Source organism: Stenotrophomonas sp. 99219_Sma (assembly GCF_056480785.1).
In genome coordinates this window covers 2,391,411-2,413,661 of the sequence record NZ_CM151117.1, presented here as the reverse complement: position 1 = coordinate 2,413,661, position 22,251 = coordinate 2,391,411, and the positions used below count along the sequence as shown (strand labels likewise).

19 protein-coding genes are annotated in these 22,251 nt (G+C 65.3%); 8 read left to right on the top strand and 11 right to left on the bottom strand.

What is annotated here, in order from left to right:
• Positions 1-9: 9 nt before the first annotated feature.
• The 3 genes from ACZK13_RS11110 to ACZK13_RS11100 are packed head-to-tail and all read right to left on the bottom strand — an operon-like array spanning position 10 to position 3,556.
• A complete protein-coding gene (locus ACZK13_RS11110) occupies positions 10-486 on the bottom strand; it encodes a MaoC family dehydratase (protein ID WP_180837156.1) in 477 nt (158 codons plus the stop codon).
• Complete coding sequence (locus tag ACZK13_RS11105; protein WP_180837154.1) at positions 483-1,361, bottom strand: alpha/beta fold hydrolase; 879 nt, start codon at positions 1,359-1,361, stop codon at positions 483-485. Before ACZK13_RS11105 ends, ACZK13_RS11110 begins: the two co-directional genes overlap by 4 nt.
• Positions 1,362-1,393: 32 nt before the next feature.
• Complete coding sequence (locus tag ACZK13_RS11100; RefSeq protein ID WP_478482520.1) at positions 1,394-3,556, bottom strand: TonB-dependent receptor; 2,163 nt, start codon at positions 3,554-3,556, stop codon at positions 1,394-1,396.
• Between the two features lie 221 nt (positions 3,557-3,777).
• Between ACZK13_RS11100 and ACZK13_RS11095 the strand changes: the two genes are divergently transcribed.
• Positions 3,778-4,782: an extracellular catalytic domain type 1 short-chain-length polyhydroxyalkanoate depolymerase gene (locus tag ACZK13_RS11095; protein WP_478481642.1), complete on the top strand. Its 1,005-nt coding sequence runs from the start codon at positions 3,778-3,780 to the stop codon at positions 4,780-4,782.
• 49 nt (positions 4,783-4,831) lie between these two features.
• On the opposite strand, the gene ACZK13_RS11090 is transcribed toward ACZK13_RS11095, so the two are convergent.
• Positions 4,832-5,515: an AraC family transcriptional regulator gene (locus ACZK13_RS11090; protein WP_238378259.1), complete on the bottom strand. Its 684-nt coding sequence runs from the start codon at positions 5,513-5,515 to the stop codon at positions 4,832-4,834.
• A gap of 471 nt (positions 5,516-5,986) precedes the next feature.
• The gene (locus ACZK13_RS11085; protein ID WP_180837153.1) at positions 5,987-6,913 is read right to left on the bottom strand and encodes a hypothetical protein; all 927 of its coding nucleotides are present in this window, start codon (positions 6,911-6,913) and stop codon (positions 5,987-5,989) included.
• Between the two features lie 205 nt (positions 6,914-7,118).
• Between ACZK13_RS11085 and ACZK13_RS11080 the strand changes: the two genes are divergently transcribed.
• From ACZK13_RS11080 to ACZK13_RS11070, 3 genes are all read left to right on the top strand, one after another.
• The gene (locus tag ACZK13_RS11080; RefSeq protein ID WP_012511114.1) at positions 7,119-7,280 is read left to right on the top strand and encodes a hypothetical protein; all 162 of its coding nucleotides are present in this window, start codon (positions 7,119-7,121) and stop codon (positions 7,278-7,280) included.
• 75 nt (positions 7,281-7,355) lie between these two features.
• Positions 7,356-8,057, top strand: a complete 702-nt coding sequence (locus ACZK13_RS11075) for a lasso peptide biosynthesis B2 protein (protein WP_180837151.1) — start codon at positions 7,356-7,358, stop codon at positions 8,055-8,057.
• A gap of 13 nt (positions 8,058-8,070) precedes the next feature.
• Entirely contained in the window at positions 8,071-9,912 is a 1,842-nt protein-coding gene (locus tag ACZK13_RS11070; RefSeq protein ID WP_197615183.1) for an asparagine synthase-related protein, read from the top strand.
• On the opposite strand, the gene ACZK13_RS11065 is transcribed toward ACZK13_RS11070, so the two are convergent.
• From ACZK13_RS11065 to ACZK13_RS11050, 4 genes are read right to left on the bottom strand one after another with little or no spacing between them, the layout of a single operon-like run.
• Positions 9,909-10,619, bottom strand: coding sequence for an ABC transporter ATP-binding protein (locus ACZK13_RS11065; RefSeq protein WP_100468543.1), 711 nt, complete (start codon positions 10,617-10,619; stop codon positions 9,909-9,911). The two genes, ACZK13_RS11070 and ACZK13_RS11065, sit on opposite strands and share 4 nt — an antisense overlap.
• A gap of 12 nt (positions 10,620-10,631) precedes the next feature.
• A complete protein-coding gene (locus ACZK13_RS11060) occupies positions 10,632-11,987 on the bottom strand; it encodes an ABC transporter permease subunit (protein ID WP_180837147.1) in 1,356 nt (451 codons plus the stop codon).
• Positions 11,984-13,447 (bottom strand): DUF3526 domain-containing protein, encoded by a 1,464-nt coding sequence (locus ACZK13_RS11055; protein WP_478481641.1) that lies wholly within the window; start codon positions 13,445-13,447, stop codon positions 11,984-11,986. The genes ACZK13_RS11060 and ACZK13_RS11055 overlap by 4 nt, the downstream gene beginning before the upstream one ends.
• A 6-nt stretch (positions 13,448-13,453) precedes the next feature.
• Complete coding sequence (locus ACZK13_RS11050) at positions 13,454-15,844, bottom strand: TonB-dependent receptor plug domain-containing protein (protein ID WP_258015731.1); 2,391 nt, start codon at positions 15,842-15,844, stop codon at positions 13,454-13,456.
• A 113-nt stretch (positions 15,845-15,957) separates the two neighbouring features.
• On the opposite strand from ACZK13_RS11050, the gene ACZK13_RS11045 reads away from it, so the two are divergent.
• Both ACZK13_RS11045 and ACZK13_RS11040 read left to right on the top strand, forming a co-directional pair.
• Entirely contained in the window at positions 15,958-17,610 is a 1,653-nt protein-coding gene (locus ACZK13_RS11045; RefSeq protein WP_180837141.1) for an ABC transporter ATP-binding protein, read from the top strand.
• A 248-nt stretch (positions 17,611-17,858) separates the two neighbouring features.
• Entirely contained in the window at positions 17,859-18,866 is a 1,008-nt protein-coding gene (locus ACZK13_RS11040) for a serine hydrolase domain-containing protein (protein WP_478481639.1), read from the top strand.
• A gap of 26 nt (positions 18,867-18,892) precedes the next feature.
• Here ACZK13_RS11040 and ACZK13_RS11035 read toward each other — a convergent pair whose 3' ends face one another.
• Positions 18,893-20,140 carry an arsenic transporter gene (locus ACZK13_RS11035; RefSeq protein ID WP_180837137.1) on the bottom strand — a complete coding sequence of 416 codons (1,248 nt, stop codon included), beginning with the start codon at positions 20,138-20,140 and terminating at the stop codon, positions 18,893-18,895.
• Between the two features lie 245 nt (positions 20,141-20,385).
• Between ACZK13_RS11035 and ACZK13_RS11030 the strand changes: the two genes are divergently transcribed.
• Positions 20,386-20,598: a hypothetical protein gene (locus tag ACZK13_RS11030; RefSeq protein WP_012511105.1), complete on the top strand. Its 213-nt coding sequence runs from the start codon at positions 20,386-20,388 to the stop codon at positions 20,596-20,598.
• Positions 20,599-20,622: 24 nt separating this feature from the next.
• Positions 20,623-21,246: a hypothetical protein gene (locus tag ACZK13_RS11025; protein WP_258015729.1), complete on the top strand. Its 624-nt coding sequence runs from the start codon at positions 20,623-20,625 to the stop codon at positions 21,244-21,246.
• Here ACZK13_RS11025 and ACZK13_RS11020 read toward each other — a convergent pair.
• The gene (locus ACZK13_RS11020) at positions 21,203-22,237 is read right to left on the bottom strand and encodes a methionine synthase (RefSeq protein ID WP_180837136.1); all 1,035 of its coding nucleotides are present in this window, start codon (positions 22,235-22,237) and stop codon (positions 21,203-21,205) included. The genes ACZK13_RS11025 and ACZK13_RS11020 overlap by 44 nt on opposite strands.
• Positions 22,238-22,251: the final 14 nt, after the last annotated feature.

The window sequence follows — 22,251 nt, the reverse complement described above, 5'->3', positions numbered from 1 at the left end:
AGGGTGGTGCTAGGGGACGACCACGATCAGTGACAGCTGCTCAGCGACCAGTGCCAGCTCGCCATCGGCAACCCGCTCGACGGCCTTGCGCTGGGTCAGCAGCCACTGGCCCGGCTGGCGCGCGTCCAGTGACACCAGCTGCGAGCGCACCCGCACCCCGGACCCGCTGGGTACCGGCGCCAGGAAGCGGACCTTGTTGAGGCCGTAGTTGAGCACATGGGCGATGCCGGGGAAGCCGGTGAGGGCGACCACATCGTCCTGCACGGTGAGCGAGAGCAGCAGGAAACCGTGCGCGATGGTCTGCCCGCCCGGCAGCTGCGTCTGCGCGCGGCCTGGATCGACGTGGATCCAGTTGTGGTCGCCGGTGGCGTCGGCAAAGGCATCGATGCGCGCCTGGTCCACGTGGGTCACGCCACTCACCCGCTCGCTGGCCGCCCACTGCTGCAACGCCTGCAGCGCGGGAGGCAGATTGCTCTCCGCACTCACGCCACACGCTCCAGCAAGGCCAGGATCGCGTCACGTGCCTCTGGCTCGGACAGCATCGGAGCGTGTCCCACATCCGGCACTTCCACCAGGCGGGCACTTTCCGAGGTGGCCGCCATCTGCCGCGCGACATCGGCCGGCAGGATGTCGGACAGCGCACCGCGCACCACCAGTACCGGCACCCGTGCGGTCAGCCCACGAACCGCACGCCACAGCACCGGCCGCAGCAACCACAGCAGCCACGGACGTGTCGTTCGGATCACGGCCGGATCGTAATCCAGCTCCAGCAGTCCATCGCTGCGCGGGCGGAAGGTGCGCACCGCCATCTGCCGCCAGTCGTCGGTACTGAAGCGAGGGAACGCGGCCTTGCCGATGGATTCCACGTAAGCGGTGGCCTGCACCAGGTCCATCGGCGGCACCGGCTTGCCGGCGTACTTGCCGATCCGTGCCAGCGCCTCACGCGGCACCTTGGGGCCGGCATCGTTGAGCACTGCGCCCGCGATCCGCTCGGGCGCGCGCGAGGCGAGGGTGATGGTCACCAGCACGCCCAGCGAGGTGCCGACGAATACCGCCTTGGCGATGTTCTGCGAGCGCAGCAGCGCAACCATGTCATCCGCATAGGCACGCGGGTTGTAGCTGGACGGGTCATATGCGCGTTCCGAGCCTGCGCGACCGCGCAGGTCGACCGCGATCACGCGCCAGCCCTCGGCGGTGAGCACATCGGCAAGCGCATCGAAATCGGCGCCATTGCGGGTCAGCCCGGGAATGCAGACCACCGTGCCACGCGCTGCCCGCCCCGCATCGGGTGCATGGTCGCGCGCGTGCAGGCGCAACCCATCATTGCTGTTCCAGTAAAGGTCGTCGTAAGACTGCGTCATGCAGAAGCTTCCTGGAGATCGTAACGGATGCGCTAGAAATCGTAACGGACGCTGAGGCTATATTGGCGTGGCGGACCATAGAAGCCAATCAGCGTGCCGACCGCCGGGATGTTGTAGCCGGTGGTGCGGTATTCCTTGTCGGCCAGGTTGGTGCCCTGCAGCGAGAAGGTCCACGCATCATCCAGGCGCCAGATGACGCCGGCATTGACCAGCCCGTAGCCCTGCTGGCGGATCACCGGGCTCAGGTCGGTGGTCGGCCACACCTCGCTCTGGTAGCTGTAGCTCACCCGTGCCGACAGGTTGCTGCCATTGGCCAGCTCGGTGCGGTACTCCACGTTGAACGCGCCCGAGAACTCCGGCGCGTTGGTGAACTTCATCTGCCTGGCCACGTTGACGCCACGATCCATGTACTCGTCGTACTTGGTATCCAGCCACGCCAGGTTGCCGGAAATCAGCCAGTGCTGGCTGGGCAGGTACTGGTACTCGACTTCCAGGCCTTTGACCGTACCTGCGCCGGCATTGGTGAAATCACCGAAGAAGGAGTCATCGACGCCATCGCCATTGGTATCCAGGCCGGTGAACACCGACAACTGGATGTCCTTGTACTTGTTGTAGAAGGCCGACAGATTGAGGAACAGGCGCTGGTCGAGGAAGGCCATCTTGCTGCCGACCTCGTAGCTGTCCACGGTCTCGTCGTCGAACGGCTCGGCCGAGCGTGGCACGGCCACAGCGTTGGCGCGGATGTTGTAGCCACCGGACTTGAAGCCACGCGTGGCCAGGCCGTAGACCATGATGTCCGGAGTGATCTGGTAGTCCAGCGAGACCTTGGGCGAGACGTTCTTGAAGTTGGTCTTCTTGTCGAAGTCCGCGGTCACCGCCACCGGCCGGCTGAAACCCGGGTCGGCGTACAGGCGGTTCAGCACGATCGCGCGCTTGTCCTCGTCGGTGTAACGGGCGCCTACATCCAGCTTGAGTTTGCTGGTCAGGTCGAAGGTCCAGTCCGCGTACAGCGCGATGCTGTCGGTCAACACCTTGCCCTGGTTGTCGGCGAACTGCGCACTGAAGTAGTTGTTCTGGATCTGGCCGCCCGCCTCGCCACTGAACTGGTACAGGCCGACCACACCGCGCACCCGGCCGCCGGCATCGTAGTTCAATTGCACTTCGTTGCTGACCTGGTCGTCGTGATAGGTGCCAGCCACGTCGGCCAGCTTGACCGGCGCGGTATCGAAGTCGATGTTGGCCTCGCTGTCCGATTCACGCTTGGCGACCACGTACTTCAGCGCAATGTCCTCGTTCGGCCGCCAGTTCACCGTAGCCGAGGCACCCTTGCTCTCCACGTTGTTGAGGTTGCGCATGCCCGAGCGGATGTCATAGCGGCTGTCCATCGGCGGGTATGCGCGCAGGAACGGATTGGGCGCCAGCATCTTCGAACCGCGCATGCCGGACTGGTCATCGATCCAGTCCAGTGCGAACTGCACGTCGAAGTCATCGCCCGCGTACGCGCCGACGTTCAGTCGGGCGGCATTGATCTGCTTGTCGCTGACCGGCTGGCCGTTGAAGGTGTTCTCGCCAAACCCGTCGTGGTTCATGCTGGCCACCGCCACGCGGGCGCGCAGGCCACTGTCGGCGCCGCCAATCGGGCCGCCGATGGCCGCCTTCGCATCCAGCTGGCTGTAGTTGCCCACGGTGATCTGGGCGAAGCCCTCGGTCTGGGTGGGCAGGCCGCGCGAGATGTACTTGATCGCGCCGCCGATGGTGTTCTTGCCGTAGAGCGTGCCCTGCGGGCCGCGCAGTACCTCGATGCGCGAGACATCGAACACATCCAGCAGCGCACCCTGCGGACGTGCGATGTAGACGTCATCCAGGTAGATGCCGACGCCCGGGTCCGCGCCCCAGGTGGGGTCGGACTGGCCGATGCCACGGATGTAGGCAGTGACCGTGCTGCTGGCGCCGCGCGCCGCGTAGATGGTCAGGTTGGGCACCTGCGCATCGAGGTCGCTGATGTCCTGGACATTCATCTTGTCCAGCGCCTCGGAGGTAAATGCGGTGACGGCAACCGGCACCTCCTGCAGGGTTTCCTCACGCTTGCGCGCGGTGACCTTGATGCTGTCCAGGTTGGTCGGCGAAGCGGATCTGCCTGCCGTCGGTGATTCCTGTGCCAGTACCGGCCCCGTGGCCAGCAGCGCGCCGATCATGAGACTCAAACAATTCCGTTTCATTCGGTCCTCCCCCAGGCATGAGCGTGCGGATGGCCCATTGCCACCCCTGCAGCCAAGGCTAGCGGTGTCATCGGCCAGCAGCGAGTGGACCTAGGTCCAGTCGGCAGCGGCCCGTGGATGCGGATACTGGGCGCGCCCCCAGCCGGAAGCGGTCCCCGGTACTCCTTCATCCACGACTCACGCACGAGGATCTGGTCATGAAATCCGGAATCGATTCGATCAAGGCGGTACTGCTGGTGTTGTGCAGCTGGCTGGCGATGGCGGGCAGCGCGGTTGCCGCTGGCCCGGCCGGTCATTGGGATATCGGCCTTTACGGCAATCTGTTCGGCGCCCGCGAGTACCAGGTATGGGTGCCGGCCGGCTATGACGACAGCCGGCCGCTGCCGCTGCTGCTGGTGCTGCATGGCTGTGTGACCGGGCCGAACCTGATGGGCGAGGCGTCAGGCTTCAATGATGTGGCCGACACGGAGGGGTTCATCGTGGTCTACCCCCGGCAGAACGTCACCTCCAATCCGGCCCGCTGCTGGAACTGGCAGCTGCCGATCAACCAGGCCCGCGACAGCGGCGAAGCCTCGATCCTGGCCGGCATCGTGGACAAGGTGAAAGCGGGCTACAGCGTGGATCCGCACCGGGTGTATGTCACCGGCATTTCCGCGGGCGGCGCGATGACCTCGATCATGCTGGCCTGCTATTCGGATGTGTTCGCTGCCGGCGCCATCCATTCCGGTGGCATGTTCAAGGGTGCGACCACGATTTCCGGTAGCGCCTATGCGTTGCTGGCCGGCAGCATCTATTCGCCGGACAGCAATGGCCGTCTGGCCTGGCAGTGCTCGGGATCGCCGTCGCCGCGACCGCTGCCGGTGCTGGTGTTCCATGGCAGCGCCGATCTCACCGTCAATCCGGTGAACGGCCAGCAGGCCGTGCGCCAGTTCCTGCAGACCAATGATCTGGCCGACGACGGTCTGGACAACGACTCGGTGAAGTACGTGCCGACCAGCACCTATCACGGCCAGGTGCCGGGTGGACGTGCGTATACGGTGGATACCTACGCCTACGGTGGCAGGACGCTGGTGCAGCACTATGTGGTGCAGGGCATGGGCCATGCGTGGAGCGGCAGCCAGTCCGGCCTGCCGTTCACCGACCCGAAGGGGCCGGATGCCACGCTGATCACCTGGTTGTTCCTGAAGGACTACCAGCGCTGAGGGGAAGGACAATCCTTGCCGGTGCGGGAGCCACGCGCTCCCGCATCCGTCAACGTGGCTCCTGCGGCCGCTGATCGTCGGCGTCCGATGCCCGCTGCCGAGTGCCTCGCTCCGCCAGGAAACGCTTGGGCGGCGCACCCACGGTCTTGCGGAACATGGTCACGAACGCTCCGGCACTGTCATAGCCCAGGTGGTCCGCAACGGCCTGTACTGTCCTGCCTTTGGCCAGCAGCGGCAGCGCGACCACAACATGCAGCTGCCTGCGCCAGCGCCTTACGCTTAAACCGGTTTCTCCAGAGAACAGGCGCGACATGTTGCGCTCGCTCATTCCAATCCGGCTCGCCCAGACTTCAAGCGTTGCCCGTTCGGCTGGCGTGTCCAGCATTGCGTTGGCAAGCCGGCGCAACCTTGCATCGGATGGCATGGGCAGATGGAGCCACTCCGGTGGCGCGGCGATCAGCTCATCCAGGAACACGGCCATCAGGCGGTCCTGCGCGCTGCCGGGCTCGTAGTGCCCGGGAAGGGCGGACGCCCGCTCCAGCAAGGCCTGCATGAACGGGGTGATCGCCATTGCAGCGCAGTGCGTCGGCAGCCCCGGCACGACACCGGGTTCCACGAACACCACGAACCCGTGCGGCCGCCCACTGCTGCTGGCCCGATGGGACAGGCCACCGGGAATCCAGATCGCACCCTGTGGGGGAACCACCCACAGGCCGGCTGCAGTCTCCAGCATGATCAAGCCGCGCGTGGCAACCAGCAGCTGTGCCTTCCGGTGCGCATGGAAGGGCATCTGCCAGGCATCTGGAATGGGGTCCAGCCCAAGCACCATCACCGGAAGATCGACACGGTCCGGATAGTCGGGCCCAACCTCGCTCAGCCCCGCAATCGAAATCTCCACGGCGGCGCCTAGGTCCGAGAGGGACGCCGCACAGCACGGTGGCGCTCACTGGTCATCGTGTGCCGACCCCGGTTGGCGCCGGTGCCAGACACAGATCAGTCCCATCAGGACATGGACGATCGGCGTGTCCTTTCCTGCGGGTTCGGTGGTCCGTGGCTGTTCAATCACGCTGACATCCTCTCTTGTTGAGGATGGGAAGCGTATGGGTCAACCCGACAGGCGTCATTCGACAGTTCCGCCAGGTGATTCACCAATCCGGCCATCTCTGTCGACGTGGCCCCAGGGAGGGGAGGGTTCGGCCCAGGATTACAGCGCCGGAACCGTGATCCTCTGCAGGTCGAGCTTGGCCCTCAGAGCGTAGTGCTTGCGGGTGACCGGCACGACGCAGGTCAGGCGAGGATCGACATAGTCCTTGAACAGCGGCGGACGCGGGGAAGACAGGTAGAATCCGCGATCCTGCTTGACCGCCGCCGGCAGCAGAACCTCGCTGAGGTCGCTGTCGGAGGCATCGGTGACGAGGCAGGGCGCATGGCTGAACCCGAGCCGGCGCAGCAGGTACAGGCGATGGGAGCCATTGGTCAGCACCATGCGCCTGCCGAACCGGGTGGCGCTGATCAGGTTGTCACTGAAACCCAGATAGATGACGACGGCGTGGCTGGCTGCGCCGAACGGCTCGTAGTCGGCGATGGCAGCCGGATCGAGGGTCGCCACATCGAGGAAGCGCAGGTCGTTCGAGGTGGACGCGAAGGTGTAGCTGCCATCGGACTGGGTGAAGCGCACTTCCGGATGTGCATGGCTGCCGCTGCGCGCGACAAGCTGCATGACCTCCTGCGCGGTGGGCGAGGCGGTCAGGGATGCCGCCAACTGATCGATGTGACGCAGGTTGATGCACTCCTGGAAGATCACCAGTCGATCGATCTCGACCATCTGCCAACTGCGTGGCAGAACACTCGTCATCCGGTGCATCGAGGGTTGTCGCAGCGTCTGCTCAGCCAGCGGCAGCATCTCATCCGCCAACGCATGGACATTGATGGCGTCGGCCTCACCGGCTTCCTTCTGCTGCAGCCTCAGCACCTCGGCACGTGCCGTCCGCCATTCCTCCACCAGCGCAGCCTCGTCGAAGCGTCCCGGGGGGCAACGCTCCCGTACGAAGCGGATGAGCTTCGGCAGGGGAAACATCCCCTTCAGCAGAAGCGTGGGATCCAGCCCGTCAGCACTGATTTCGGTGTTCATCCCTCTTGCCTCTCATGTGTCGCATCGACAGCGGGCCGTTGGCGTCGTTCGTCACGCCAAAATAATATGTTATATCGTAACATTTCGATGCCTTGGCGGCAATCGCCCCGCACTGTGGCGGCGATGGTGGCTTGGCTGCTCCGTATCCAATGCAACGCGATCCAACGCAACGCATGGATACATCCACTGACTAGAGGAGATGTTCATGAACGAGCTGATTGAGCTGGGTGTAGTGGCAGGACAGCAGAACCCTGAGGATCAGGGTGTGGGAGGCGAACTGATCGAGCTGGGCTCGGTGGTTTCGGAAACGAAGGCGCACAACCACGGCACGTTGTGGGATGGCGTGTTCCCGACCACGTCGCCCTGATCTTCCGCACAACGTCGCATCTGCGGTGCATGCCCTGCATGCACCGCTTCTCCGGTTCCGGCGCAGGAGCGCATGATGGAGCAGGCAGCCGCCCCGTACTTCCTGTCAAAGCACGCCCACGTCTGTGTCACCGGCGATGCGATGGTGATTCTGGACCAGGCCACGGGTAAGTATCTTTCCCTTGAAAGGCGCGGCGCCGCGGGCCTTGGCAAGCTCGTTCTCGATTGGCCCCTGCAGTCCGATGACGCAAGCACGCCAAGGCTTCTGCAGGCCTTGATCGACCGCCGCCTGATCACCGCGGACCCGCTGCTGGGCAAATCCGCCGCCAGCCCTGCCATTACGCTGCCACGGTACTGGGTGCGCGAGGGCGCACCTCGCGGCCGTCCACCGATCATGGCTCGGGACCTGCGTCGTTTCATTGTCTCGTGTGCCCATGCCGCCTGCAGCAGAACATTCCTTCCTTTCAGTGCCACGGTGTCTGCCGAGCGCCGTCGAGCGGATCACCACCACGGCACGCATGTGAGCATTGAAGAACTGGCGTCGCGGGTCCGGGTGTTCGACTGGCTACGACCCCTGGCCTTCAGGAAAACTGATGAGTGCTTTCTCTACTGCCTGGCGATGCGCGAGTTCCTGTCGAAGTACGGCATCGTGCCGCGCTGGGTGTTCGCGGTCAGAACCCAGCCGTTCGCCGCGCACTGCTGGTTGCAGCACGGCGATCACGTGCTGACCGACATTCCCTTCAACCTGCGCCGGATGGTTCCCATTCTGGTGCTGTAACCAAACCTGACGCATGTACCGATACATCGCCGTGCTCTGGAACACCCTCTCTGACGCCGCAACAGCCCAGGCGCAACAGGCCGTGCAACGCATCGAGGCCGCGCTGCCTGGCATTGGTTGCGTGTTGAACGACAACGGTGCTGCGATCTATGCGCAGAGTGACAACCCCGGCTATTTCGAATCCAGTCGATCGGATGCGCTGGTGGTACTCGGTGCGTTGTTCCACAAGGATTTCAGCGAAGGCACCGTGCCCGGCCGCGTGCGCCTCGATGCGGGCTCGGCCGACACCGCCTGCAGCAGCCTTGGCCGGAGCATCGTCCAGCAGTACTGGGGGCGATACGTGGCGTTTGGCTACCAGCCAGAGACAGCGAGTTGGTTCGTGCTGCGCGATCCCACCGCGGAGATCCCGTGCTACATGACCACCGTGGGCCAGTTGACGGTGGTCTTCTCCAACATGGAAGACTGCCTGCTGCTGGGCCTGCGCGAGTTCAACGTCGACTGGTCATTCCTGTCCTATTCGCTGCTGTATCCGTTTCGTGATGGCCTGCAGACCGGCTTTGAGGAAGTCACTGCCGTCGAAGCCGGTGAGGCGGTTTCGATCCGGAACGGCGAACCGGTGGGCCGGCAGTGCCAGTGGAATGTGGTGCGGCTGGCCCGCGACGCGCCGATCGAAGATCTTCAGCAAGCCGTGTCGCTGGCGCGTTCCACGCTGCTGGGCTGCATCGGTGCACTGGCCAGCCCGCACCGGCGCATCCAGCTGCAGCTGTCGGGCGGTCTGGATTCCTCGATCATCCTGGCCGGCCTGTTGCAGGCGCCGTCGGCACCGGAGGTGACGTGTGTTCACCACTACGATGATGGCATCGGCGCCGACGAACGGCTGTTCGCGCGGATGGCAGTGCAAGGGGCCAGTGATTCCTCGGGCAGGCGTTGCGAATACATCGAGTACCGAAGGCAACCTCACTGCGCGCTGGAAGAGATCATGACCTTCCCGCGTACAGCCCGGCCGGCGCATTGTTCCGGCTATCTTCTCCACCGCCGTGACGTGGCCTTCGACGGTGACACCGTGCAGTTCACCGGTGTTGGCGGTGATGCGGTGTTCCTGCGTTTCAAGGGCAATGCCGCTGCGATCGACTACGCCTGGCGGCGCGGCATCGACCGGGATTTCTTCCGCGTCGCCTTCGAAACCGCGCAGTCCGGCGATTCACTGTACGGCGTGCTGAAGGATGCGATGGTCCATGGTCTGCTCAAGCGGCCAGGCAGCATCAATGGCCGTTGGGGCAAACCGTGCCCATGGGTGCGGGTGGACCGCGCCGAACAGGATGGCCTGCAGCCGGCCTGGTTGCGGCATGCGCAGGCGCAGGGCCATCGCGTATCACCCTACAAGCTGGCCCATATCGGCCGGATGGTGTTCCCGACCAGCGTCCTTGATCCGTTCGAAGGCGCCGGCCACTGGCATGGTGTATCGCCGATCAGTGCGCAGCCGCTTGTTGAACTGTTCGCGCGCATTCCGCTGCACCTGCTCATCGCGGACGCGGAAGACCGCACCATCGCGCGGCGTGCAATGAAGGGACTATTACCGGATGCGCTGCTGTCGCGGAAGGTGAAATCCTATCTGGATGATCACTCCGTGGCGGTCACCCAGGGGCACAAGCAGTTCATCAGGAATCTGCTGGTTGACGGCATGCTGGCCAAGCGCGGCTATCTCGACAGCGCGCTGGCCGATGCCGGCATCCAGCAGGTCGGCCCGGACCACTCATCGCAGGTGCTCGGCATCTTCGGCCCGCAGATCAACATCGAAGCGTGGCTGCGGCGCTGGTCCGGCCAGCGTGGCGCGCAGGCGGCCGCCGTGGCCTAGGCGCTGCGGCTCATTTCTTCCAGGTACAGGCTCTCAAGATCGTTCGCGGTGATCGTGCTGGCATCAAGCGTCCTGCGCAGGCGGCCGGCCCGCATCAGGCCGATCGTGGTCGCCACCTCACGGGCACGGAACAGATCGTGGGTGGCCATCAGGATCGCTGTGCCGCGATCGCGTTCCCGCACGATCAGCTCGTGGAACTCGGCTGACGCCGTAGGGTCCAGGCCCGAGGTGGGTTCATCCAGCAACAGGGCCCTGGCTTCCTTGACGATGGCCAGTGCGATGCCGACCTTCTGCCGCATGCCCTTGGAATAGAGGCCCACGCGTCGCCCGAATGCGTCGGTCGCCAGGCCGGCGGACCTGAGTGCGTCCTTCAACCGCGCTGGCGAGCGTTCCTCGACACCGGCCAGGCGCGCGAAGTAGTCCAGATTCTCGTAGCCGGTCAGCTCGTCGTACAGCGCCACGGTCTCGGGGATGTACAGCAGCCGCCGGCGTACCTCCTGCGGCTGCTGGTGCGCACTGAGACCGTCCACTTCGGCCGCACCGGAGGTGGGTTTCAGAAAGCCAAGGAACAGCTTGATGGTGGTCGACTTGCCGGCGCCGTTGGCGCCCAGCAGGCAGAAGATCTCGCCGGGCTTCACCTCGAAGCTGACGTCATCCAGCGCCCGATGTGCACCGTGTTCCATGACCAGGCTTTTTGCAGACAGCATGTGGACGTCTACTCAGGGCGTTGCCAGCCGGCTGCGCAATGCACCGGCTGCAAGCAGGACAAGCAGGGTGGCAATGATCAGTGCGGCGAGATCGGCCAGGACACCACGTTGGGCGACGCCGGCTGTTTCGTGGAACTGGAAGCGGGGCAGGGTGTCGTACTCTTCGAAGGTCTGCGGCGCGTCACGATCCAGATAGGCCTTGTGCAACAGCCGCCGCGCCTGCCAGAAGGAGTGGACCTGTCCCTGGAAGTCGAGCGCGCGGTCGGCATCCGAGCCTGCGATGCGGTCGAGCGCGTCCTGTGTCGCGACGGCCGGCAGCAGCAGCCGCACCTTGTCCAGAACCTGGCGATATGCGGCCTCGGCCTGCGCATGCGAGGCGATCAGGCGTTCCAGTTCCCGGTCAGCTGCAACCCGATCGGCGTAGGCCTGGCGCACAGTGTCGGAGATGACGGGGGACGGCGAATTCACTGGCGCCGACCTCGCATGCTCGCGCCGCTGGCGCGTGGCGATATCGGACTGCATCGCCTTTACTTCGGTGGCGAACTGCATCTGTGACGGCGGCGGCGCGATCAGATTCACCGTGGCCAGCGCCAGCGACGGCGCCATGACCACGATCAGCAGCCACAGCGCGCCGGCGGCGATGGCCGCCTCGGTGGTGCGCCGGGCAAGGCAGCCGATCAGCAGTGCAAGGGCCAGCCAGAACGCGCCGTACAGGAGGACGGTCAGGGCCAGCATGGCCAGGCCCGCAGGACTGCGCGCGCCGGCCCCGATCGTCACCGCCAGGAGGATGGCCAGTGCGGGCAGCAGCACCATCAGGCCACGGGCCAGCACCTTGACCATCAGCAGGCGCGTTGCCGACACCGGCTGTGACAGCACCAGCGCCGCGATGCCGCGCTCGCGCTCACGGGACCACAGATCGTGGGTGGCCACGAGAATGACCAACGGCAGCAGGAAGACGATGACGAAGGCGAGGTCGAACCGTCCCGCAGCCCGTGCCGCTGGATTGCCGATGTCGGCCCAGACGTGCTTGAGCAGCTGGGTCGGATCGCCCAGCGCGACCACATCGGCGGTGTAGGGGTAGGCGTCTGCCTGGCCGATCGACAGCGGTGCCATGGCGGCAGGCGCAAGCACCGGCTGAGTGCGGGGCAGCACCGAGGGCGCCTTGCCGACGAATGCCCGGCTGCGTTCCTTCGTCTGTTGTTCTTCCTGCTTGATCAGGGCGATGGCCGCCTCCCGCTGGTCCACCCATGCGCGGCCGTTCCACGCGGCGTAGGCACCCAGCCCGAGCAGCAGGACAAGCAGCACCGGCAGCGCTCGATCGCGCAGCAATCGGCGGATCTCATAGCGGGCAATCGACACAACGTTCATGGCGATCTCCCCAGCTTCCGAGCGGAGATGAGCACCACCACGCAACCCAGCATCAGCCAGGCCAGCAGAATGACGAGATTTCCGCGCTGCGCGGTAGCGGTACCGGCCAGGGTCTGTTGCGGCGGCCGGTAGTGCACTGAACGGGTGATGCCGGCGATGTCGGCCACATGCTTCCCGCCTTGTGGTGCCTTGTGCAGTTTCACTTCCTGGTTGAGTGCCTGGATCAACCGATAACGGTAGTCCTCCACGCCGCGCAGGAACGCCAGATGCGCCGGGAAATCCGTGCCGGCGAAGGCGCGCGACCAGGACTGCAGCGCCAGCGTCGGCGAGGCAAGGCCAAACAGGCGCTGGGTGGCGTCCTGCTGCTGGTAGGTGGCATGCAGGCGATCGAAATGGCGGTTGTAGACGCGCGTCGAGTTGGCCTCGGCAAACTCCAGCGCCACACCGCGGAAGTTCAGCGGCAGGTCGTCAACGCTGTCGACCCGGTAGCGCGCCATCAACGCCGTGCGCAGGGCATCAAGGCGTTTGTCGGCCGGGTCATGGCCATCCGCGCCGTTCTCCGCTTCTTCGGTCACGCCGGTCCTGAACGCCGGTGCCGAAGGGGTCGGGTACAGGGATTCGGCAACCGCAGGCGCCACCCTCGGCAGCAGCAGTGTGGACACCACCCAGAAGCCGAGCAGCACGACCAGTGACGTCCGTGCCGAGCCGGCAAGTGCCGACACCCCCACGGTAAGTGCACAGAACACCAGCAGATAGAGCAGGTAGGCGGCCGCCAGTGCGAGCAGGGCGGCAAGATCCGTGGCGTCGCCGTACTGGATGGACAGCCCCGGAAGACTGATCAGCAGCATGGCCAGCACCAGCAGCAGCGAGGCGGCCGCCAGGGCAATCAAGCGTCCACAGATCAGCACGCCGGCCGAGGCGCCGGTACCGAGTTCCTGGCGCAGCGTCTCGCAGGCCACATCGCCGGACAGTGTGGCGAACCCGGCCAGGATGATCAGCAGCGGCGCCACCACCTGCAGCGCCCACGCCGCAGAGAAACCCTCGAAGCGGCTGAGTGCGGTGCCACCATCCACGGCACGGTGCCGGGCCGGGTTCTGCGCGTGGCCTTCGATGAACACCGAGGTTCCCAGGTAGTCCGTCAGCCCCGGGTCCAGTGCAGCCAGTGGCCGCACAGGGGCAGCAATGGCACGCCCCACATGTGCGGCGCTATGCGGGTCGATTGTGCCCTGGCTGTCCCAGAGCCGCGCCTCTTCCTCGCTCATTGCCTGGCGCTCCTGCGCATGCATGGTCAGGCGTGCAGCACCACTGAGCACCGATGCTCCCGCAATCAGCAACAGGGCAAGGGCGAGCCACAGCACGCGCCGCTCGCGCCACATCAGCGTGAGCTGGGTTGCCGCAACAGCAAACGCCTGCTGGATGGCCATGACGGACCGGGACAGGGCAGGGGCTTCGGCGCGCATGGCGGCTTACCAGCGGTGCGTCAGCGTCATGGACAGGAAGCGACCCAGCGCTGTTGCATTGGTGGGGTCATAGCCGGTGTTGATGCTGTTGACGATGAACGGCGGATCCCGGTCGAACAGGTTCTGCACGTTGAACGCAAGCGAGGTGCCACGCTGCGGGTCCGCCGATGCACCGAAGTGGTAGGCGAGGTTCAGATCTACGGTCGTCCAGGAGCTGATGTGGGGCCGGGCGACATTGGCGGGGTCGCGATAACTGTCCACGTAGTTCACGAAGATCCCCGCCGCGGCCTGCTGCCGGCTCAGCGCGATGCCACCGCGCATCTTGAGGTCCACCGGGTAGTAAACCGAATTCACCGCATCCACCTCGGGCGACGTACTGGTCACGCGCCGCTTCGACTCGATGATGTACTGCCCGGCCAGGTTCAGCCCGATGTGGGTCTGGCCGGCATCGAAGCCATAGGATCCGCTGAAGTCGACACCACGCTGCCGGGTGAAGGCGTTGTTGCGGAAGCGGTTGTCGAGGATCACCTGGCTGTTGGTTTCGTCCATGCCTGGCGGCAACGCATACGGCCCCACGCGCGAGACGAACAGGCCCAGCCCCGATACGCCCAGCTGGCGTGCCTGCTGGATCTGCTGCTGCGTGGGATTGGTGGTCAGGATGTCTGCGTAAGGTGCGGTGGACTGCAGGAACAGCGACGGGAAGCTGCCGCCGAAGCCGCTGCCGATACGGTCGGCGTATTCGATGTGGTAGTAGTTCGCATCGATCTTGAGCCCCGGCAGCGACGGCGGCGCGAACGAGAAACCGCCGGTCCAGGTCTTGGCCCGTTCGGGGCCCAGATCGGGATTGCCATTGGAGAGCATCATCAGGATGGTGTTGCCATTGGCTGCACTCGGGTTGGGCACGTTCGCCACCACCACGGTGTTGTTCAACTGCATGTCCTGGTACACCGGTGCCCGGTAGGAGCGGCCGTAGCTGGTACGGAACGAAAGCCCTTGGGTCGCCTCCCACAGCAGGCCAAACTTGGGGTTCAGCGTGGAACCGAAATCGCTGTAGTCGTCATAGCGCGCTGCGGCGGTCAGGGACAGGCTGCGCACGCCCGGCAGATCCTTCAGCAGCGGAACGTTGAGCTCGGCAAAAGCGGACCTCACGGTACGCTGCAGGTCGAGCGGCTTTTCCAGGCCGCGGTGATCGATCAGTTCATAGCCATCGCGGCGATAGCCCGCGCCGAATGCCGCGCGAACCCCACCGGCGGGCAGGCTGAACAGCTCACCGTCGGCGACCAGGTCCAGGTAACGCGATTCGGAGTTCGTATCGGTCGGTGGCGCCGTACTGGCCGAACTGCCGGTGATGGTGGTGCGCTGATAGGACACATCGCTCCTGCCGAACCCCGAATCCAGGCGCGCCAGCCACTGACGCGGAAGGTCCAGTGTCAGGCCGGCGAACAGGTCGAACTGGCGCGTATGCGGGAACAACCGGGTTTCGTCGGCCGTGCCGGAAATGGTGGTGTCCATCTCGCGCTTGGCGAACGAGCCGGTCACGTTCAGGGTCAGCACATCGCTGAGCTGCTGCACGCCGTCTACGTACAGGCTGTGGCGCTTCGAACCGGGGTAGAGGTCGTACGGCTTGACCCGCACGTTCTTCGAGAAATCCTTGTCCACCGCCGGCAGGTTGCTCTGCTTCAGGAACTCGTAGTTGGCCAGCACATGGCCACCATCCCACGACCAGCCTGCCGACTGCGAGGCCTGGTATTCCTCCATGCCGCCGGTGGTCACGGCGCCGTAACGCACAGCGGTCTCATACCCGGTGAAGTCGCGGCGCAGGATGATGTTGACTACACCGCCGACCGCATCGGTGCCATAGATGGCCGAGGCACCATCGGTGAGGATCTCCACGCGTTCCACCGCACTCAGCGGTATCAGCGAGACATCCACGTACTGGTAGCGGTTCGACGAGGTCACGCGGTGGCCGTTGATCAGGGTCAACGTGGTGCCGGTTCCCAGACCGCGCAGGTTGATGGCGGTGCCCTGGCCGAAGTTGTTGCCGGTATCGCGGTCGACGCCAAGGTTGGCGACGTTGGCACCATTGGCGCCACCGCCGAAGTTCTGCGGCAGTTTCTCGAACAGCTGCTGCACGGTGGCCACGCCGGTGCGGTCGATGGCCTCCTTGTCGATCACGATCACCGGCGAGGCGCCTCCGCCAGTGGCATCGCGGATGTTGCTGCCGACCACCAGCACCTTGTCCAGGGTGGCGGTCGGCGCCTCGGGTGCTGCGCCTGCGGCCCGCGAACGCCGGGCATCGCCGGGGTTCTGGGCGATCGCAGGCACGCTGGCCAACAGTGCAGCGGCAATGCTGAGGGCCATGAGCGCGCGTGGCATGGCAGCGGATACGTTCGTCATTCCCCGGTCCATCGATCCCATCCGAAAGTGGCCTGCGACGTGGCTACGTCGCTCCTGAATGGATATGTTATAGCATATCATTATAGGGTTGAGTCCACGCCGGAACCAGGCCGATGAAGAAGACTGCTGTTCCGCCGCCCGTCGCTGAAATCCTGGGCACGTACTGGAAGGCTGACCGCAGGCTGCTGCTGCTCATCGCCGGCAGTGTCGTGCTATCCAGCCTGGCCAATGTTGCGGCGCCCTATCTTTTCTCACGTCTGATCGACCGTCTGCCCATCGACGGGGTCGGCGCTCTCGCGGGCGGCTTCCTGCTGTATGCGGTCATGCTTGGCGCTGGCAGCGCCCTGCAGAACACCGTGCAGTACCTGTCGTTCCTCAGCGGCGAGAATCTTGGCTTCATCACCAGTACCCGCTACTTCGCCCGTCTGCTGAAGAAGACCAACAGCTTCTTCCTGGAGTACAACGCCGCCGAGCTGCAGGTTGCAGGGGAGAAAGGCCGTGGCGCGCTGAAGATCGTGGTGCAGCTGGGGCTGGTGGCCTTCATTCCCAGTGCCCTGCAGATCCTGCTGACGCTGATAACGCTGGGTGCGTTGATCAACCTGCAGGTGGTGGCCATCGTGCTGGCCTACGGCACGGTAGCCGTCACGCTTTCCGCCATCGCTACCCGGCGCGCACGCATCCATCGCGAAGCTGCGGTCGAGGCCGGCCAGCAGAACGCGCGCTTCGTCGGCAATGCCATGAATGCCATGGAGACGCTGCGCCAGTTCGGCGGCAGCGCCTGGATGGTGCAGCGCTTCGAGCAGAAGGCCCAGGAGGTGCGCGACAGCTGGCGCGCCTACGTACTGCAGCGGATCGGCTTCATTGCGCTGCTGGGCATCGGCCTGGCGGTCGAGTTCATCGTTACCTTCCATCTGTTGCTGCCGCGCTACCAGAGCGGCGGTCTGAGCGTCGGCGACATCGTCCTGTTCAATCTGCTGCTGCTCCAGCTCAACATGCCGTTCGAGATGATCGCCCGTTCGATCGATGACGTCGCGCGCTCGTGGAGCATGCTGGCTCCGCTTTCCACCTTGTGGGCGGCGCCCGAGGAGCAGCAGGTGGCCGATGCCCAGCGCTTCGCCGGGGAAAGCGGTGGCCTGGAGTTCCAGCAGGTCAGCCACCGCTATGGCAACGGTCGCGGGGTAAGCGATGTGTCCTTCGAGGCCGAACGTGGCGGCATCAATTTCCTGATCGGGCCGACCGGGGCAGGGAAGTCGACGCTGTTCAAGCTCGCCCTGAAATCGATCGATCCCCAGCGTGGCCGGATCCTGGTCGATGGCCTTGACCTGTCCCGGATCGACCGTGCGGCCTGGCATGCCGCTGTCGCGGTGGTTCCGCAGGATGTCATCCTGCTCAACGAAAGCCTGGCCGACAACATCCTGCTCGGGCGCGCGCGTGATGATGATCGGCTGCGGCATGCCGCACGCAAGGCTGCGATCCTGCCGTTGATCGAGGCGCTGCCCGAGGGGCTGGAAACCACGGTGGGCGAGCGGGGCCTGAAGTTGTCCGGCGGGGAACGCCAACGCATCGCGATTGCCCGTGCACTGTATGGCGAGCCGGCGATCCTGTTTCTGGACGAGGCAAGCTCCGCGCTGGATGAGGCCACTGAACGCGAGATCATGGACCATATCCGCGCACTGGCGAACGATGTAACCGTGGTGGCCATCACCCATCGGCGCGGCATCGTGAGCCCGACTGACCGGGTGATTGATCTCGGGGGCGATGCTTAGGGCCAGGAGGCGCTCCGCAGCCAGCGTGTTCGTCTCGACAATCGACTATCGTGTGCGCTCTTTCCTGATCGCCCTTCAAGCGCCAACGCATGGAAGCCACTTCGATGACCGTTCGAAACAGACGTTGGTTTCATGCCTTCGTCGTGTCCGTCGTACTCCTTGGTGCCGGATGCACGGGCGGGAAGGCGCCATCGAAGGAACCGGGGGCATAGATCGACGAGGTTGCGCAGACCCTGATCGAGCAGCCCTTGCTGCACTCGGCCTCCATCGGCGTGGTGTACCGGGGCAGGACCTTCATCCGCCATCGCGGCGATATGGTGGCCGGTACAGCCGGCGCGCCGACCGATGCCACGCTCTATGAGATCGGCTCACTGAGCAAGACGCTGGCCGGCACCTTGATGGCCAATGCGGTGCTGGAAGACAGGGTGGGCCTGGAGGATGACGTTCGCACGTACCTGCAGGGCGACTATCCCAACCTGCAGTACCAGGGCCAACCCATCCGCGTCCGCCACCTGCTGTCGCACACCAGTGGCCTGCCGAACATGCTGCCGGAGCGCGCGAACACGGTACTGGAGGACTTTACCGATCACCGCACGCCGGGCGAACTCAATGCGCTCTACGCGCACTACGGCAAGACGGATTTCCTCCGGGACCTGCACGCCGTGCAGATCCCGCGGATGCCAGGCAAGGAATACGCCTACTCCAGCGCAGGGACCGAGCTGGCGGCGCATGTTCTGGAGGTGGCCTACAAGACCGACTACGCATCACTGCTGCGTGGCTTCTTCAGCGACTCCGCGGCGATGACCGGCCTCCGGATCAGGCTGGATGATGCCGAAGCGCCGCGGTTGGCGGCCGGCTATCACAGCGACAACCCCGTACCGACCACGCCGATGCCACAGTTGCCATGGGGCGCTTCCGGCAACGTCAAAGCAACCGTCCCGGACATGGTGAAGTACCTTCAGTTCCAACTGGCCAATGGGCCGGTGGTAAAGGAATCGCATCGCGCCCTGGCCAGATTCGACGACGAGTTCAGCATCGGCTACTTCTGGAACATCGTCGCCGGCGATCGCCAGAAGGGCGTCTTCTATGCCCACCACGGTGGCGTACCGCGCTCACAGTGCTACATCTACATCATGCCCGAGCACGATCTGGGCATCTTCGTGATCACCAACCAGAGTGGCGACCAGACCGCGCATGCCATGGAAGCGGCGATCGATGCCCTGGTCGGGAAGATTGCTGCAGGCAAGACCCCATAGTCCGGGGCGCGCCCGGCAGCGCCCGACTAAAGCAGCAACAGCGCCCCGATCAGCGCAGGCGGCATCACCAGCGCGCCGACGCGCAGGAAGTCGAGCGCGCTGACATGCTCGCCCTCGCGGCGCAGCGCCACCAGCCACAGCATCGTGGCCAATGAGCCGGTCACCGACAGGTTGGGGCCCAGGTCCACGCCGACCAGCAATGCGGCGCGGGTCTGTGCCGGCAGGTCGGCCATCTGGCCCAGCGAGCCTGCGGCGAGGCCGACCGGCAGATTGTTGGCCACGTTGCTCAGCAACGCCGCCGCGCCACCGGCCAGCCAGCTGGCCTGGTGCGGTGATGCCTGCGCCACGGCCTGCAGCGCGCTGGCCGCCGCCTGGATGACACCGGTCTGTGCTACCGCTTCCACCAGCACGAACAGGCCGGCCACCAGCGGCAGTACGCCCCATGACACATGGCGCAGCAGCGGCAACGGGCTGCGTCGTTGGCGCATCGCCACCAGTGCCACACTCAGCGTGCCTGCGCAGAACGTGGCCAGGCCGAGCGGGCCGTTCAGTGCGGAGGTCACCAGCAGCACGGTGCCGGTGAACAACACGCCCAGCGCGCTCAGCCGGCCGCCTTCGGTCAGCGGGCGATGCGCCGGCGCCGCCACCAGCGGCTGCGCGATCTCGCGCCGATGCACCCAGCGCAGCACCAGATAGGTGGCGCCGATCGCGGCCAGCGACGGCAGCGCGAACTGTGCCAGCCACTGCATCAAGGGCGGCATGTGCTGGCCGTACACCACCAGATTGGCCGGGTTGGAAATGGGCAGCACGAAGCTGGCCGCATTGGCGATGAACGCACAGACGAACAGATAGGGCAGGGGGTTGGCACGGGCCGCCTTGCAGGCTGCGTAGACCGCCGGGGTCAGCACCACCGCCGTGGCATCGTTGGAAAGAAACACGGTCACCAGCGTGCCGACCAGGAACACCAGGTCGAACAGGCGTCGTCCCGAGCCTCCCGCATGACGGACCGCGTACAACGCCAGCCAGTCGAACAGGCCTTCGCGCCGGGCCAGTTCGGCCAGCACCATCATGCCGACCAGGAACAGATAGACATCGCGGCCCTCGGCCACCGCGTGCAAGGTCGTGCCGACCGACATCGCTCCCAGCAGTGGAAGCAGAAGAGCAGCCCCCAGTGCCCACACGTACTCCGGAATGCGGAATGGCCGTAACAGCAGGCCTACGGTGGCAATGGCCAAGGCCGCCCAGATGAGGAAAGAGGAGTAGGAAGCGAGCATCGGGCGGGGTGTCTCAGCGGCGCCGACGCGTACCTCGCAGGAACGCGCCCGCTGCAATCACGGCAGTTCGGGGAAGGCGGCATCATACTCCGTGAGCCGCGCCCGAGCTGTGGAGCCCAGCCCATGCTTGTCTGCTTGCCGCGTGCCCCCGGCACCCACGCTCCGCGAACGTTTTCTTCGGGCGCTCTTCACCGTCGCTCCGCTTAGAGTGAAGGCCACTCAAAGTCTCACGCATGGAATCAACGATGTCCGAATACCGGGACTGGATCTTCAATGCCAACGGCCGAACCCTGGTGGCCCGGGTGGAGCTGGATGGCGACGGCGGCGGCACCATCAACCGCTACCAGTTGACTCCGGGTCCCGCGCAGTCCGGGCTGTGCATCAAGGTAGCCTCGCAGGCCGAAGCCGCAAAGAAGCTCGAAACCGAGGTGGAGAAGCTGCTCGGCCCAGAGTGGTGAGAGGGCTTCGCTACGGCAGAAGCGTTGAGAGGTCGCCAGCGCAAATCCGCAATCTCATTCCATGCGACGGCCGACCGTATTCTTCGGGCCATGCATTCACCCTCCAGCCCTCCCGATTTCATGACCGCTACCCGGCCCTCCGGCTGGGTGCAGAGCGGTGACCGCTGGGACCTGTGGTGGAACGGCCGCTGTGTGGCCAGCGTCGTGCCGCATGCCGTGCTCGGCGTCCGCCTGTTCCTCGCCGCGCGGAAATCACCCCAGCCCAAGGTCGTGGCCGCCGTGAATGCTCGCCAGGCCAAGCGCTACGCCGAGCGATGGTGTGCCGCCCGGCTTTGCCCGCAGTTGCGGTTGCGCGATGCGGTGGCGCGGCTGGTAGATACCGGTGCTCTATCACCTCCGGCGCCTACGCGGGAGCAGCGGCAGCAGGCCCGCCGCCTGGCCGAGGCCGGGGCGGGGGAGATGGGACGGATCAAGGCGGCGCTGGCGCCGCGGCCCCCGGCGATGCTGGCCAGGCCCGAGGTGCCGGGGCGGGGTGGAGCCTGGTCGATACCAGGCCAGGCTCCGTCAACCCGGCGGCCGGAAGGGAGTGCGTTCCCGGCCAAGGCTACGCCGAAAGTTCCTCGCGCACGATCCTTGCCCCTTCGCTGAGCGCACGCAGCTTGCCCCGTGCCACTTCACGGGCCAGTGGCGCCATGCCGCAGTTGGTGCTCGGGTAGAGCTTGTCGGCATCCACGAACTGCAGCGCCTTGCGCAGGGTGCTGGCCACGTCTTCAGCCGTCTCCACCGTGCTGGAAGCCACATCGATGGCGCCGACCATCACCTTCTTGCCGCGCACCAGCTCGATCAGGTCGATCGGCACGTGCGAGTTGTGGCATTCCAGCGAGATGATGTCGAGGTTGGAGGTCTGCAGCTTCGGGAACGACTCTTCATACTGGCGCCACTCCGAGCCCAGCGTCTGCTTCCAGTCGGTGTTGGCCTTGATGCCGTAGCCGTAGCAGATGTGCACGGCGGTCTCGCACTTCAGTCCTTCGATCGCACGCTCCAGTGCGGCCACGCCCCAGTCGTTCACTTCGTCGAAGAACACGTTGAAGGCGGGCTCGTCGAACTGGATGATGTCGACGCCAGCGGCTTCCAGCTCCCTCGCTTCCTCGTTGAGGATCTTCGCGAATTCCCAGGCCAGCTTCTCTCGGCTCTTGTAGTGCGCGTCGTACAGGGTGTCGATCATGGTCATCGGGCCGGGCAGGGCCCACTTGATCGGTTGCGTGGTCTGCCGGCGCAGGAACTTCGCATCCTCCACGAACACCGGCTTGGGCCGGCTCACGGCACCGACCACGGTCGGCACGCTGGCGTCGTAGCGGTTGCGGATGCGCACGGTTTCGCGCTTCTCGAAATCGACGCCGCTGAGGTGCTCGATGAAGGTGGTGACGAAGTGCTGCCGGGTCTGCTCACCGTCGCTGACGATATCGATGCCGGCGTGCTGCTGTTCCTGCAGGGACAGGCGCAGGGCATCCTGCTTGCCTTCGGTCAGGCCTTCATCCTGCAGCTTCCAGGGCGACCAGAGCTTTTCGGGCTCTGCCAGCCAGGAGGGCTTGGGCAGGCTGCCGGCGGTGGAGGTAGGGAGCAGTTTCTTCGTCGACATTGCGTTCTGTGTCC